The organism is Enterobacter cloacae complex sp. SYL003, assembly GCF_049236925.1.
Taxonomy (GTDB): domain Bacteria; phylum Pseudomonadota; class Gammaproteobacteria; order Enterobacterales; family Enterobacteriaceae; genus Enterobacter; species Enterobacter intestinihominis.
Genome location: NZ_JBMKJK010000017.1, coordinates 16,360 through 31,238, shown reverse-complemented (window position 1 = coordinate 31,238; position 14,879 = coordinate 16,360). Strand labels below are relative to the sequence as shown.

14 protein-coding genes are annotated in these 14,879 nt (G+C 55.6%); 3 read left to right on the top strand and 11 right to left on the bottom strand.

Translation table 11 applies throughout. The features are described from left to right. Window positions 1-53: 53 nt before the first annotated feature. The 8 genes from dinB to ACOT1A_RS19330 all read right to left on the bottom strand — a co-directional run bounded on the left by dinB (window position 54) and on the right by ACOT1A_RS19330 (window position 7,259). The gene (gene dinB, locus ACOT1A_RS19365; RefSeq protein WP_032624796.1) at window positions 54-1,112 is read right to left on the bottom strand and encodes a DNA polymerase IV; all 1,059 of its coding nucleotides are present in this window, start codon (window positions 1,110-1,112) and stop codon (window positions 54-56) included. Window positions 1,113-1,219: 107 nt separating this feature from the next. Next, complete coding sequence (gene nqrM, locus ACOT1A_RS19360; RefSeq protein ID WP_003863212.1) at window positions 1,220-1,420, bottom strand: (Na+)-NQR maturation NqrM; 201 nt, start codon at window positions 1,418-1,420, stop codon at window positions 1,220-1,222. A 2-nt stretch (window positions 1,421-1,422) separates the two neighbouring features. Then, complete coding sequence (gene nqrF / locus ACOT1A_RS19355) at window positions 1,423-2,646, bottom strand: NADH:ubiquinone reductase (Na(+)-transporting) subunit F (RefSeq protein WP_023299390.1); 1,224 nt, start codon at window positions 2,644-2,646, stop codon at window positions 1,423-1,425. 10 nt (window positions 2,647-2,656) lie between these two features. Next, window positions 2,657-3,253, bottom strand: a complete 597-nt coding sequence (nqrE, locus tag ACOT1A_RS19350) for an NADH:ubiquinone reductase (Na(+)-transporting) subunit E (protein WP_003863217.1) — start codon at window positions 3,251-3,253, stop codon at window positions 2,657-2,659. A gap of 6 nt (window positions 3,254-3,259) precedes the next feature. Next, window positions 3,260-3,898, bottom strand: coding sequence for an NADH:ubiquinone reductase (Na(+)-transporting) subunit D (locus ACOT1A_RS19345; RefSeq protein ID WP_003863219.1), 639 nt, complete (start codon window positions 3,896-3,898; stop codon window positions 3,260-3,262). Then, entirely contained in the window at window positions 3,891-4,685 is a 795-nt protein-coding gene (locus ACOT1A_RS19340) for a Na(+)-translocating NADH-quinone reductase subunit C (RefSeq protein ID WP_105323032.1), read from the bottom strand. Before ACOT1A_RS19340 ends, ACOT1A_RS19345 begins: the two co-directional genes overlap by 8 nt. Continuing rightward, window positions 4,678-5,913, bottom strand: a complete 1,236-nt coding sequence (locus tag ACOT1A_RS19335) for an NADH:ubiquinone reductase (Na(+)-transporting) subunit B (protein ID WP_063149356.1) — start codon at window positions 5,911-5,913, stop codon at window positions 4,678-4,680. The genes ACOT1A_RS19340 and ACOT1A_RS19335 overlap by 8 nt, the downstream gene beginning before the upstream one ends. A gap of 2 nt (window positions 5,914-5,915) precedes the next feature. Beyond that, window positions 5,916-7,259, bottom strand: coding sequence for a Na(+)-translocating NADH-quinone reductase subunit A (locus tag ACOT1A_RS19330; RefSeq protein WP_045308935.1), 1,344 nt, complete (start codon window positions 7,257-7,259; stop codon window positions 5,916-5,918). Window positions 7,260-7,559: 300 nt separating this feature from the next. Between ACOT1A_RS19330 and dpaA the strand changes: the two genes are divergently transcribed. Beyond that, window positions 7,560-8,300, top strand: coding sequence for a peptidoglycan meso-diaminopimelic acid protein amidase (gene dpaA, locus ACOT1A_RS19325; RefSeq protein ID WP_006810008.1), 741 nt, complete (start codon window positions 7,560-7,562; stop codon window positions 8,298-8,300). Here dpaA and ACOT1A_RS19320 read toward each other — a convergent pair. Further along, window positions 8,271-9,038 (bottom strand): class II glutamine amidotransferase, encoded by a 768-nt coding sequence (locus tag ACOT1A_RS19320; RefSeq protein ID WP_017383120.1) that lies wholly within the window; start codon window positions 9,036-9,038, stop codon window positions 8,271-8,273. The genes dpaA and ACOT1A_RS19320 overlap by 30 nt on opposite strands. A gap of 48 nt (window positions 9,039-9,086) precedes the next feature. Beyond that, a complete protein-coding gene (gene lpcA / locus ACOT1A_RS19315; protein ID WP_003863232.1) occupies window positions 9,087-9,665 on the bottom strand; it encodes a D-sedoheptulose 7-phosphate isomerase in 579 nt (192 codons plus the stop codon). A 239-nt stretch (window positions 9,666-9,904) separates the two neighbouring features. Between lpcA and fadE the strand changes: the two genes are divergently transcribed. Both fadE and ACOT1A_RS19305 read left to right on the top strand, forming a co-directional pair. Next, window positions 9,905-12,349 carry an acyl-CoA dehydrogenase FadE gene (gene fadE / locus ACOT1A_RS19310; RefSeq protein ID WP_038415395.1) on the top strand — a complete coding sequence of 815 codons (2,445 nt, stop codon included), beginning with the start codon at window positions 9,905-9,907 and terminating at the stop codon, window positions 12,347-12,349. Window positions 12,350-12,456: 107 nt separating this feature from the next. Next, entirely contained in the window at window positions 12,457-13,227 is a 771-nt protein-coding gene (locus ACOT1A_RS19305; protein WP_105323031.1) for an amidohydrolase, read from the top strand. A gap of 41 nt (window positions 13,228-13,268) precedes the next feature. Here the strand turns inward: ACOT1A_RS19305 and ACOT1A_RS19300 are convergent, their stop codons facing one another. Continuing rightward, entirely contained in the window at window positions 13,269-14,870 is a 1,602-nt protein-coding gene (locus ACOT1A_RS19300; RefSeq protein WP_032624798.1) for a gamma-glutamyltransferase family protein, read from the bottom strand. Window positions 14,871-14,879 lie beyond the last annotated feature (9 nt).

The window sequence follows — 14,879 nt, the reverse complement described above, 5'->3', positions numbered from 1 at the left end:
AGCCGTTTGATGCCCGGTGGCGCTTCGCTTACCGGGCCTACGATTAGCCTAATCTACAGTCCCAGCACCAGCTGACGCTCCAGCTGAGGATCCAGCAATGTGACGTGCAGCCCCACCAGCCTTACCCCTCGTCCGCCCCGCCGCTCTTCCCATGCCTTTTTTGCCGTCGCAATAAGATCCTCTTTGTTGAGGCGTGGCCAGACGTGTTCCTGCGTCGTCTGCTGAAAATCGTTAAATTTCAGTTTGATGCCCTGCCGGGCAATAAGCAGATCTGGTTTGACCTTCAGTAAGCGTCGTTCAAGCTCAGGATAGAGTTGTTCCGTAATAATGGTTTCACACTCTGTCCAGTCATGGATATCTTCGCTCAGCGTGCGTTCAACGCCGACCGATTTACGCAGCCGTTCGTTGTTCACATCCCGGTCATCAATGCCCTGACTGCGTTCCCACAGTACGCGGCCAAACTTACCAAAACGCTTAAGCAGCAGCGCCAGATCGCTGCGCTGAACGTCTTCACAGGTGCGTAGCCCCATACTTTCCAGCTTTGCGGCGGAGACTTTGCCCACGCCGGGGATTTTGCTGAGCGGCAGCGTCTTTAAAAACGCCGGAACCTCTTCCGGGGTGATGACGTACTGGCCGTTGGGCTTATTTAAATCGGAGGCGATTTTGGCGAGAAATTTTATCGGCGCGACGCCTGCCGATGCCGTCAGGTTCAGCTCGTTAAAAATAGTCTGGCGGATCTCCTGCGCCATCAGGGTGGCGGAGCCGTGGCAGTGCACGCTGTGGGTGACATCCAGATAGGCTTCATCCAGCGATAACGGTTCAATCAGAGAGGTGTAGCGGGAGAAGATCTCCCGAATGTGGCTCGATGCTTCTTTATAGGCATCAAAACGTCCGGGCAAAAGAGTGAGATGCGGGCACAGTTTCAGCGCCATCGCTGTCGGCATGGCGCTGCGCACACCGTATTTGCGAGCAGGATAGTTGGCGGTGCTGATGACACCGCGCTGAACCCGGCTGCCGCCAATGGCGATGGGAATATCCCGCAGCGCCGGGTTGTCACGCATCTCCACTGCGGCAAAAAAGCAGTCCATATCGACATGGATTATTTTGCGCATAGTAAGCCCTCACTCATTACTGGATAAGTATACAGTAAACAAATGAGGGTTGAGAAGTATGCGTGGGAATTGTCGGGTGGCGGCGTTGCCTTACCCGACATACAAGACTAAATAATGCGTTGCTGCTCGCGAGCCATCCGTTTTTTTCGCGCATCGCACGGTTCCGGACAATCGCACACTTTTTCCATTCCGATGGAAGATATACCTCCACAGCTGCCCTGAATGCTTTTACGCTTGATGATCCAGCCTAAGGACATCCCGAATATCACCAGTACAAACACCGCAAAGGTCGCCAGAAAGGTCAGCATAATCAACCTCCGAAATCATCGAGCATGATGTTCTCATCTTCCACGCCAAGATCTTTTAGCATCTTAATCACGGCAGCGTTCATCATTGGCGGGCCACACATATAAAACTCGCAATCTTCCGGTGCCGGGTGCTGTTTGAGGTAATTTTCATACAGCACGTTGTGGATGAAGCCCGTATAACCTGTCCAGTTATCTTCCGGCTGCGGATCGGATAACGCCACATGGAAGGTAAAGTTAGGGTTATCACGTGCCAGTTGTTCAAACTCATCGTCATAGAACATTTCGCGCAGTGAACGCGCCCCGTACCAGAAGCTGATCTTGCGCTTGCTGCCAAGGCGTTTGAGCTGGTCAAAGATATGTGAACGCATCGGCGCCATACCCGCACCGCCGCCGATAAAGACCATTTCCGCGTCGGTGTCTTTGGCAAAGAATTCGCCGAACGGGCCGGAAATCGTCACTTTGTCACCAGGCTTGAGGGACCAGATATAGGACGACATGACGCCAGGGGGTGCATCAGGCACATTCGGCGGCGGCGTGGCGATACGCACGTTGAGCATAATAATGCCCTTCTCTTCCGGGTAGTTAGCCATGGAATAAGCGCGAAGCGCGGGCTCGTTTACTTCGGAAACAAAGCGGAAGAGGTTAAATTTATCCCAGTCGGCCCGGTACTCCTCGGGCACGTCGAAGTCAGCATACGCCACGGTGTGTGCCGGACAATCAATCTGGATATACCCACCCGCACGGAACGGGACGCTCTCCCCTTCAGGAACGCGCAGCTTGAGCTCTTTAATGAACGTGGCTTTATTATCGTTAGAGATAACTTCGCACTCCCATTTTTTCACGCCGAAGATCTCCTCCGGCAGCTCAATCTTCATGTTCTGGCGCACAGCGACCTGACACGCCAGACGGCAGCCCTCTTTCGCTTCACGCTTCGTGATATGCGACAGTTCTGTTGGCAGAATATCACCGCCTCCCTCTTTCACCGTCACACGGCACTGTCCACAGGAGCCACCGCCGCCACAGGCAGACGAGACAAAAATCCCGTTGCCGGAGAGCGTGTTAAGCAGCTTATCCCCTGCCGGGGTACGGATCTGATTCTGCGGATCGTCATTGATATCAATGATCACATCCCCGGAATTCACCAGCTTCGCACGCGCTGCCAGGATCAGCCCTGACAGCACCAGTACTATCAGCGTGAACATCACCACGCCAAGAATAATTTCCATCTTTTAGCCCTTATAGCTGCACACCGGAGAAGGACATAAAGCCCAACGCCATCAGGCCGGTGGTGATAAAGGTGATCCCTAAGCCACGAAGCCCCGCAGGTACGTTGGCATATTTCATTTTTTCACGGATCCCCGCCATGGTGACAATTGCCAGCATCCAGCCGATACCGGAACCGAAACCATACACAACCGATTCACTGAAGTTGTAATCGCGCTGAACCATAAATGAGACGCCACCGAAAATGGCGCAGTTCACCGCGATTAGCGGCAGGAAGATCCCCAGTGCGTTGTACAGCGACGGGAAGTATTTATCGAGGATCATCTCCAGGATCTGAACAAGCGCCGCAATCACCCCGATAAAGGTGATGAAGTTCAGGAAGCTAAGATCAACGCCCTCCACCAGCGCGCCATCGCGAAGCACGAAGTTGAACACCAGGTTGTTAATCGGAACGGAAAGCCCCAGCACAACAGTGACCGCCACACCCAGACCGAATGCCGTCGATACCTTCTTAGAAACAGCAAGGAACGTACACATGCCCAGGAAGAAAGCGAGCGCCATGTTTTCAACAAACACCGCGCGCACAAATAAACTCAGGTAATGAGCCATTGTCGGTTACTCCTTTTCCTGCTGTTCAGGCTTCAGCGTACGAATCAGCCAGATCAGCAAACCGATAATGAAAAATGCGCTTGGTGCCAGCAGGAACAAACCGTTCGGCAGATACCAGCCGCCGTTCTGTACCGTATCCAGCACCGGAATGCCAAACAGTTTGCCGCTGCCAATAAGTTCGCGCAGGAAACCAACCGTCAACAGGATCACGCCATAACCCAGCCCGTTGCCGATACCGTCCATAAAGCTCGCCAGTGGCGGCATTTTCATCGCATAGGCTTCAGCGCGCCCCATCACGATACAGTTGGTGATAATCAGGCCGACAAACACCGAAAGCTGCTTCGAGGTTTCATAAGCGAAGGCGCGCAGAAGCTGATCAACCACGATCACCAGTGAGGCGATGATCGCCATCTGGACAATGATCCTCACGCTGTTGGGTATGTGGTGGCGGATCATTGAGATAAACATGCTGGAAAACGCTGTCACCAGCGTTACCGCCAGCGTCATAACCACCGCCGTTTCCAGCTTAGTGGTTACCGCCAGAGCCGAGCATACGCCCAGCACCTGAAGCGTTATCGGGTTATTGGCTAAAAGTGGGCCAATCAGCACCTTTTTAACTTCTTTCAGTTCACCCGTATCAGCCATTGTTCAGCGCTCCTTCACGTACATTCTTCAGGAAGGGACCAAAGCCCAGTTCACCCATCCAGAAATCAAAGCTGTGCTGCACCCCATTAGAGGTGAGCGTAGCGCCGGAAAGGCCATCAACGGCAAATTCATCACCGGGACGCGCTCCTCCTTTCACCACCTTCAGCGCAGGCTGGCCGTTGTCATCGAGCACTTTTTTACCGACAAACTGTGCCCGCCAGTTAGGGTTCTCAACTTCGCCCCCCAGCCCTGGTGTTTCGCCCTGATCGTAATATGTAATGCCTTTGACCGTACGGCCATCGGTATCCAGCGCCACAAAGGCGTACATCATTGACCATAAACCGTTGCCATAGATGGGCAACACGATTTCCTGGATGCGCTTTTGCTCGTCGCGGACGAGGTAAATCTCCGCGACATTGCTGCGGCGCTTAATGCCTGCCGGATCCTGCGAGGCGTCAAGCATGGTGCTCATCTGCGGATCTTTTAGCGCCAGCGCCTGGTTATATTTCGCCGGGTCTTTATCCATTAACTCCCCGGTTTTTAAATCCACCAGCCGTGCGCTAATGCGTTCGGCAAACACCGCTGCGACGTCATCCTTCGTCATGCCTTCCTGCATCAGCCCGGCAACAGCCAGGATGTTACGCTGTTTATCCAGCGCACGTTGCTCCTGCTGTAGCGGTTTCAACCCTACGGCAGAACCGGCCACGACAATGGAACAGACCAGACACAGTACCAGCACCACCAGCAGCGTTTTGCTGATACTGTCGTTATTTTTGATCTCAGCCACGCGCCTTCCTCCGCTTAATGTTGGCGCGCACGACCAGATAGTCGAACAGCGGCGCAAACAGATTGGCAAACAGAATGGCCAACATCATCCCTTCCGGATAGGCCGGGTTGACCACGCGAATCAGTACACACATCACCCCAATGAGCGCGCCGTAGCACCATTTTCCTCTGTCGGTAAACGAAGCCGAGACGGGATCGGTGGCCATGAACATCATGCCAAACGCAAAGCCTCCCAGCACGAGGTGCCAGTACCACGGCATGGAGAACATCGGGTTAGTGTCTGAACCAATGAAATTGAAAAGCGTGGCGGTGAGGACCATCCCAAGCATGACGCCAGCGACAATGCGCCAGGACGCCACGCGGCCAAAGAGGATGATGGCTCCGCCGATCAAAATCATCAGGGTAGACACTTCACCGATGGAGCCTGGAATATTGCCAATAAACGCATCAAACCAGGTGACAGGATGTCCGGTTGCATTGTTAACCAGCGTTTCGCCGCCACCTGCCGCCCACTGTGAAAGTGGCGTCGCGCCGGAGAATCCGTCTGCTGCCGTCCACACCAGGTCGCCCGAGATTTGCGCCGGATAAGCAAAGAACAGGAACGCGCGCCCTGCCAGTGCCGGGTTGAGGAAGTTGCGTCCGGTCCCGCCGAAGATCTCCTTGGCAATCACCACGCCAAAGCTGATCCCCATCGCCGCCTGCCAGAGCGGCAGCGTTGGCGGAACAATCAGCGCAAACAGAATAGAGGTAACAAAGAAGCCTTCGTTTATCTCATGTTTGCGAATAATAGCGAACAGAACCTCCCAGAAACCGCCCACAATAAAGACAGTCATATAGATGGGGAGGAAGAAGACAGCGCCCAGCGTCATCATGCTGATCCAGCCTGCATCTGCCGCAAAGCTCACCCCCAGCGACTGCGCCAGACGATAGTGCCAGTCAGACTGAATCACCTGCGCCAGCTGCTCTGCATCGTACATATGGTGCAGCGCCGGAATAGTCTGCAACCCAACGTTATACATCCCCCAGAACATGGCCGGGAAGACCGCAAACCAGACCAGAATCATCATTCGCTTGAGGTCGATGGCGTCGCGAACGTGCGCCGCGCCTTTCGTCACCAGACCCGGCGTGTAGAAAATGGTCGTTGTCGCTTCATACAGCGGGTAGTACTTTTTGAGCTTCCCTTCGGTAAAGTGCGGCTCAATTTTTTCAAAGAGGTGTTTTAAGCCCATGGTTATCCTTCCTGCTCAATGCGGGTTAACACCTCGCGCAATACGGGTCCATATTCGTATTTACCTGGACACACATAGGTACACAGCGCCAGATCTTCCTCGTCCAGCTCCAGACAGCCCAGCGCCTGGGCACCGTCGGTATCGCCGGCCAGCAGATCGCGCAGCAGCACAGTGGGCAGAATATCCAGCGGCATCACGCGTTCGTAGTTGCCAATCGGGACCATGGCGCGCTCACCGCCGTTGGTGCTGGTGGAGAAGTTAAACAGCTTACGACGCAAAAAGTGGCCGAGCGTGGTACGGGTTACCGAGTATTTTTCTGCGCCAGGCAGCACCCAGCCGAACAGCTCTTTCTCGCGCCCTTCAAGCACCACGCTCACCTGAAGATGGAAACGACCCAGCCAGGCCATCGGGCCTGTCGCGTGTCTGCCGCTCAGCACCGAGCCGGAAATAATGCGGTTCTCACCCTCTTTCGTTTCGCCAGCCAACAGCGCCGTCAGGTCTGCCCCAAGCAGCGTGCGAACCAGACGCGGTTGGGTTGCCTGAGGGCCGCCGATGGCAATAATGCGTTCTGCGCACAGCTCCCCCCTGGTGAAGAGCTTACCGATAGCGATCACGTCCTGATAATTAAGATGCCAGACCTGTTTCGTCAGGCTTACCGGCTCCAGGAAATGAATATGCGTTCCCACCAGTCCGGCCGGATGCGGGCCGGCAAATTCATTAAAGGCGACCTGCCCTTGAGGATGCCCGCCCAGCTTACCGCCGCTGGCCTGGCAGACATGCACTTTGCCCGGCGTCAGGCGCGTTAACACGGTGAGGCCGGCATCGAAAGCTTTGCGTTCCGCCAGGATAAGAGGCTGCGGATCCGCGCTGAGCGGGTTGGTGTCGATGGCCGTAACGAAGATAGCGGCTGGCACAGTGCCAGGTACGGGCGTTTTGCTATAGGGACGCGTGCGAAGCGCCGTCCACAGTCCTGACTCCAGCAGTTGCGTCTGCACCGCGTCGTGGCTGAGGGTAGCGAGATCGGCGGCGTCAAAACGCGCAAACTCGCGTTTCTCATCGCCTTCAATTTGAATAACTACCGATTGCAGAACGCGACGCTCACCACGATGGATGGCGGCAACGGTGCCGCTGGCAGGGGCTGTAAACATAACGCCAGGATTTTTTTTATCCTCGAAGAGTGCCTGGCCTTTTATTACACGATCGCCTTCCTGTACCAGCATCGCGGGGCGCATGCCCACGTAATCATCACCCACAATAGCGACATGATGAATACTGGCGCCGGTCGTTACGTGCTGTTCAGGCACGCCAGAGATTGGCAGATCGAGTCCTTTTCTGATTCTAAACATGTGGTTAGCAGGTATCCATGAACAACAATCCAGAGAGGCCGGAGTGTACCATTTTCGGCCCTGCCAAGGGCAGTAAATCCGCCGTCTGGCGCGCCGAAATGCGAGCTATTGCGCAAAGTTCCTGGAGTCAGGACAATATGAATGGGTTATAAAGTAAAACTAATTTGTAAACGCAAAGGTTGGCTCTTGCGAAAATCTCCATCGGTGCTAATGTGAGCGCTCCTGTCCAGATTAGTCTGATTTCGGGTGTCTTTTGCCGTTCTGGCAAGTTGGTCATTGTTTTATCAAGGAACCAGTAGTATGCGTAAAATCGCATTGTTCATTGCGATGCTTCTGATACCGTGCATGTCGTTTGCCGGGCTGCTTGGCAGTAATAGTTCAACGACGCCGGTCAGCAAAGAGTATAAACAGCAGTTGATGGGATCCCCTGTTTATATTCAAATCTTCAAGGAAGAGCGCACACTCGATCTGTTTGTCAAAATGGGCGAGACGTATCAACTGCTCGATAGCTACAAAATCTGTAACTATTCTGGCGGACTGGGGCCGAAACAGCGCCAGGGTGACTTCAAAAGTCCGGAAGGGTTTTACAACGTTCAGCGTAACCAGCTAAAACCGGACAGCCGCTTCTATAAAGCGATTAACATCGGTTTCCCCAATGCCTTCGACCGTGCGCACGGTTACGAAGGGAAATACCTGATGATCCACGGCGCCTGCGTGTCTGTCGGCTGTTATGCGATGACGGATTCCGGCATTGATGAAATCTTCCAGTTTGTCACGGGCGCACTGGTCTTCGGCCAGCCGAATGTTCAGGTCAGCATCTATCCGTTCCGTATGACGGATGCCAACATGGCGCGCCATAAGTACTCTGTTTACACAGATTTCTGGAAACAGCTAAAACCGGGTTATGACTACTTCGAGCAGACCCATAAGCCGCCGGTGGTGTCCATCGTCAATGGCCGTTACGTGGTGAGTAAACCGCTCAGCCATGAAGTGGTTCAGCCTCAGCTGGCGTCAAATTACGCGGTCCCCGAGACAAAATAGCGCCCACTCGCCTGGCATGATCTTTTGCCAGGTTTCGTTGCCCGTCAGCGGCTGCGTTGCAATGACAGTGACCACATCGTTCGGTGTGGTCTCCTTCTGAAAATCAATTTCCACATCCTGATCGAGCAGCGTGGCGACGCCAAACGGCGCACGTCGGGTGATCCAGAACAGATTCGTCGAGCAGAATGCCATCACGTAGCGTCCGTCAGACAGCAGCATATTAAACACGCCCTTCTCGCGTAACTCAGACGCCAGTGACGCTATGTACTTAAATACTGCGGTCATGTTGCCGGGCGTACGGGGGTAGCGCTCGGTCAGCTTGTGCAGCAGCCAGCAAAATGCTTTTTCGCTGTCCGTTTCACCGACAGGACGAAAATTACCGGTTTCCAGTGATTTATAGCCCGAGAGCTGCCCATTGTGCGCATAGGTCCAGTTACGTCCCCACAGTTCACGGGTAAACGGATGGGTATTTTCCAGCGCCACTTCGCCGCGATTGGCCTGGCGGATATGGGCGATCACCGAACAGGATTTAATAGGATAGTCCTGCACCAGTCTGGCAATGGGTGAGTTAAAGCTGGGCTGTGGATCTTTAAACGTGCGACATCCTTTGCCTTCGTAGAAGGTAATGCCCCAGCCGTCTTTATGCGGCCCGGTTCCTCCACCGCGCTGAACCAGCCCGGTGAAACTAAAGCAGATATCGGTTGGCACATTGGCGCTCATCCCGAGCAGTTCGCACATAGAACACCTCCACAACTGCGGGGGGCACCGGCGCCCCCCAGCGAAGTCTTACTTAACCATCTCTTTTTCGATCAGTTGGATCAGGATGTGGATCACTTTGATGTGAATTTCCTGAACGCGATCCGCATAACCGAAGTGTGGTACACGGATTTCAATGTCCGCTGTACCGTCCATCTTACCGCCATCTTTCCCGGTCAGGGTGATCACTTTCATGCCCTTCTCACGCGCGGCGGCGATCGCTTTGATCACGTTAGCGGAGTTACCGGACGTGGAGATCCCCAGCAGCACGTCGCCTTCACGGCCTACGGCTTCAACGTAGCGGGAAAAGATATGGTCGTAACCGAAGTCGTTGCCTACACAGGAGATGTGGCTCACGTCGGAAATCGCAATCGCCGGGTAGCCCGGACGGTTTTCGCGATAGCGTCCGGTCAGCTCTTCGGCGAAGTGCATGGCGTCACAGTGGGAACCGCCGTTACCGCAGGAGAGCACTTTACCGCCGGCTTTGAAACTGTCGGCAAGCAGGACCGCCGCGCGCTGAATAGCGTGAATATTGGCATCATCTTTCAGAAAATTCGCCAGCGTTTCCGCCGCTTCGTTCAATTCGTTACGAATAAGATCCTGGTACATGAGGATAATCCTTCAGTATTGATGAAATAACACAGTGGAGTGTACCGGATAGCAGTAAAAGCGAGAAGCTAAAGCCATGCGAATCGTCCGGCGTTTTGATTTTTTGTGCCGGCTAAAACGCGAACAATGTGAACCAGGTTGTAATTATTTTGTAAACACATTGCTAAAGGAAATGACATCAACTACAACCATATCATCACAAGTGGTCAGACCTCCTACAAGCAAGGGAGCTTTTCTTTATGATGATTTTGAGCATTTTCGCAACCGTTGTGCTGCTCGGGGTGTTGTTCTATCACCGTGTCAGTTTATTCCTGAGTAGCCTGATTCTTCTGGCCTGGACGGCTGCACTTGGCGTCGTTGGCCTGTGGAATATCTGGGTACTTGTTCCCCTGGCAATCATTTTGCTGCCGTTTAACCTGACGCCGATGCGTAAGTCGATGATCTCCGCGCCGGTGTTCAAGGGATTCCGTAAAGTGATGCCGCCGATGTCGCGCACGGAGAAAGAGGCGATTGATGCGGGCACGACCTGGTGGGAAGGCGATCTGTTCCAGGGCAACCCGGACTGGAAAAAGCTGCACAACTACCCGCAGCCGCGTCTGACCGCCGAAGAACAAGCCTTTATTGACGGCCCGGTGGAAGAAGCCTGCCGCATGGCGAACGATTTTGCCATCACTCACGAAATGGCCGACCTGCCGCCTGAGCTGTGGGCATATCTGAAAGAGCATCGCTTCTTCGCGATGATCATTAAGAAAGAGTACGGCGGTCTGGAATTCTCCGCTTACGCTCAGGCTCGCGTCCTGCAAAAACTGGCGGGTGTTTCCGGGATCCTGGCGATCACCGTTGGCGTGCCAAACTCCTTAGGCCCGGGCGAGCTGTTACAGCATTACGGTACGGAAGAGCAGAAAGATCACTATCTGCCGCGTCTGGCGCGTGGTCAGGAAATTCCGTGCTTCGCGCTGACCAGCCCGGAAGCCGGTTCTGATGCCGGTGCGATCCCGGATACTGGCGTGGTCTGCATGGGCGAATGGCAGGGCGAACAGGTGCTGGGCATGCGCCTGACCTGGAACAAACGTTATATCACCCTGGCGCCTATCGCCACCGTACTCGGTCTGGCGTTCAAACTTTCTGACCCGGAAAAACTGCTGGGTGGTGAAGAAGATCTGGGCATTACCTGTGCGCTGATCCCAACCTCGACTCCGGGGGTTGAAATTGGTCGTCGTCATTTCCCGCTGAACGTACCGTTCCAGAACGGCCCGACTCGCGGTCAGGATATCTTTGTGCCGATTGACTACATCATCGGTGGACCTAAAATGGCCGGTCAGGGCTGGCGTATGCTGGTGGAATGTCTGTCGGTGGGCCGCGGCATTACACTGCCATCGAACTCTACCGGCGGTCTGAAATCGGTGGCGATGGGGATTGGGGCTTACGCGCATATCCGCCGTCAGTTCAAAATCTCCATCGGCAAGATGGAAGGTATCGAAGAGCCGCTGGCGCGTATTGCGGGCAATGCCTACGTGATGGACGCCGCAGCCTCGCTGATTACCTACGGTATTATGCTGGGCGAAAAACCTGCCGTGCTGTCGGCGATTGTGAAGTACCACTGTACCCACCGCGCACAGCAGTCAATTATTGATGCAATGGATATCGCAGGCGGTAAAGGCATTATGCTTGGCGAAGGCAACTTCCTGGCGCGCGGCTATCAGGGCGCACCGATTGCCATCACCGTGGAAGGGGCAAACATCCTGACCCGCAGCATGATGATCTTCGGCCAGGGGGCGATTCGTTGCCATCCGTACGTGCTGGAAGAGATGGCCGCCGCGCAGAATAACGACGTGGATGCCTTCGACAAGCTGCTGTTCAAACATATCGGTCACGTTGGCAGCAATGAAGTTCGCAGCTTCTGGCTCGGCCTGACGCGGGGGCTGACCAGCGCGACGCCGACCCGCGATGCAACCAAACGTTACTACCAACACCTGAACCGTCTGAGCGCTAACCTGGCGCTGCTGTCTGACGTCTCCATGGCCGTTCTGGGCGGAAGCCTGAAGCGTCGCGAACGCATCTCCGCCCGTCTGGGTGATGTGCTGAGCCAGATCTTCCTGGCCTCTGCGGTGCTGAAACGCTACGACGATGAAGGCCGTCAGGAAGCGGATCTGCCGCTGGTGCACTGGGGCGTGCAGGATGCGATGTATCAGGCGGAACAGGCGATTGACGACCTGCTGGCAAACTTCCCGAACCGCTTCGTGGCGGGCGCCCTGCGCGCGGTGATCTTCCCGACCGGTCGTCACCATCTGGCACCGTCTGACAAGCTGGATCATAAAGTGGCGAAGATCCTCCAGGTACCAAGCGCAACCCGTTCCCGTATTGGCCGTGGTCAATACCTGGAACCTACCCCGCATAACCCGGTAGGTTTGCTGGAAGAAGCGCTGCTTGACGTGATGGCCGCCGACCCGATTCACCAGAAGATCTGCAAACAGCTGGGCAAAAACCTGCCGTTTACACGACTGGATGAGCTGGCAAAACAGGCGCTGGCGGGTGGCATCATCGACAACAGCGAAGCTGCGATTCTGGTGAAAGCCGAAGAGAGCCGTCTGCGCAGTATTAACGTGGATGATTTCGAACCAGAAGAGCTGGCGACTCAGCCGGTAAAGCTGCCAGAGAAGCACCGCAAACCTGAAGCGGCATAAGGTATTTTGCTCTCACAAACCCCGCCCCGCGCGGGGTTTTTTATTGCCACATTTTCTGGTAATGACGTGCTACAGTGTCAAAAAGTGTTTATTAAGGAGCCTGTATCGTGCCTGGTTTAAAGATTTCTGTTTTGCAGCAACCTTTAGTGTGGATGGACGGCCCCGCCAACCTTCGCCATTTTGATCGCCAGCTGGAAGAGATTACCGGACGCGATGTGATTGTCCTGCCGGAGATGTTCACCACAGGTTTCGCGATGGAGGCAGCAAAACAGTCCATGCCGCAGGACGAGGTGGTGGCCTGGATGCACGCCAGGGCGCAGGAAACAAACGCGCTGATTGCTGGCAGCGTCGCGCTCCAGACCGGGCGCGGGCCGGTCAATCGCTTCCTGCTGGTCGAGCCGGAAGGAAACGTCCATTTCTACGATAAGCGCCACCTGTTCCGCATGGCGAATGAACATCAACATTATGAAGCCGGAAACGAACGCGTGGTATTTGAATGGCGCGGCTGGCGTATTCTGCCGCTGGTCTGCTATGACCTGCGCTTCCCGGTGTGGTCGCGCAACCGCAACGATTATGACCTGGCGTTGTACGTCGCCAACTGGCCCGCCCCACGCTCCCTGCACTGGCAGGCTTTATTGACCGCGCGCGCGATTGAAAATCAGGCTTATGTCGTTGGCTGTAACCGCGTAGGAACGGACGGCAACGGGCATCACTATCGCGGTGACAGCCGGGTGATCAGTCCGCAGGGTGAGATTATTGCCACCGCCGAGCCGCATCAGGCGACACGAATTGACGCTGAGATCTCGTTAACGGCGTTAAAGGAGTATCGGGAGAAGTTTCCGGCCTGGCAGGATGCAGATCCATTTAGCATTGGATAAGAAAAAGCCGGGTGGCGGCTGCGCCTTACCCGGCCTACAAATCAACTCACCAACGCCTGCCCGTCTTTGCGGCTCTCCGTCGCAGCCACGTAGTGCCCTTCCGGCATACGGTAAATCACCTGCGCGCCGCCAAAATTGTAATCCTGGAGCGGATCTTCCACCACTATCTGGTGTCCGCGCTCGCGCAGCGCCGCGATGGTATTGCGATCGAAGGTCGATTCAACAACCACTTCCCTGCCCTGCACCACGCGCCAGCGCGGGGCGTCAATCGCCGCTTGCGGGTTTTGCCCGTGCAGCATAATGCGAAGCGCCATCTGCATGTGCCCCTGCGCCTGCATCGGGCCGCCCATCACGCCGAAGGACATCAGCGGTTTGCCGTTACCGTCCATCGCAAAGCCCGGAATGATGGTGTGGAAAGGACGCTTGCTGCCCGCCAGCGCGTTCGGGTGTTTGGGATCGAGTACAAAGCCGCAGCCGCGGTTTTGCAGGCTGATCCCCGTATCCGGCACCACGATCCCTGAACCGAAGCCCATAAAATTAGACTGAATAAAGGAGATCATCATCCCGCTGGAATCCGCTGCGCTGAGGTAAACCGTCCCACTCTGCGTCGGCGATCCGTACACAAAATCAGAGGCTTTATCGTGGTTGATAAGCGCGGCGCGCGACTTCAGATAATGGTCGCTCAGCAGCGCTTTGGCGGCAAACTCCATATGCTCTTCATCCGCAACGTAGCGATCGAGATCCGCCAGCGCCAGCTTCATTGCCTCTATAGAGAGGTGCAGCCCCTGCACGGAATCCGGGTGATGTTTCTCGATGCCGCACTGCTCCAGAATGCCGAGCGCAATCAGGGTGGCGATCCCCTGACCGTTTGGCGGCAATTCCTGCACCGAACCGCCCGCGAAGTCGCGCGATAGCAGTTCCACCCAGTCCACACGGTGATTCGCCAGGTCTGCTTCGGTCAGGTGTGCACCATGTGCTTTGGCGAAGGCGGCAATTTTCTGCGCCAGTTCGCCACGGTAAAACGCGTCGCCGTTGGTTTTGGCGATCAGCTCCAGTGAGTTCGCCTGCGCCGGGTTACGGAAGATCTCCCCCACGCGCGGCGCGCGGCCTTCCGGCGCAAAGCAGGCACTAAACCCGGGCTGATCTTTCAGCTTGTTGTAGCCGCGCTGCCAGAGATGGCCGATCAGCGGCGAGACCGGGAAACCGTTACGCGCGTAATCAATGGCTGGCTGCGCGAGCGTGGTCAGCGGCAGCGTGCCAAAACGTTCAGCCAGCGCCACCCAGCCCGACACCGCACCCGGCACGGTCACCGCGTCCCAGCCGATTTCCGGTACGGCGGTTTTTCCGGCAAACAGATCCGCATGCCAGCTGGCTGGCGAACGACCGGACGCATTCAGACCGTGAAGTTTTTCACCGTCCCAGACAATGGCAAAAGCATCGCTGCCGATGCCGTTGCCGGTCGGCTCGACAACGGTCAGCGCCATGGCGGTTGCAATCGCCGCATCAACGGCATTTCCGCCCAGCTGTAGCATCTTCATTCCCGCCTGTGCCGCCAGCGGCTGCGAGGTGGCAACGGCGTTATGGCCCATCATCGGCGGGCGTCGTGAATCGTAACCGGTTGTAAAATCGAGCGCTTTGGTCATCATGACTCC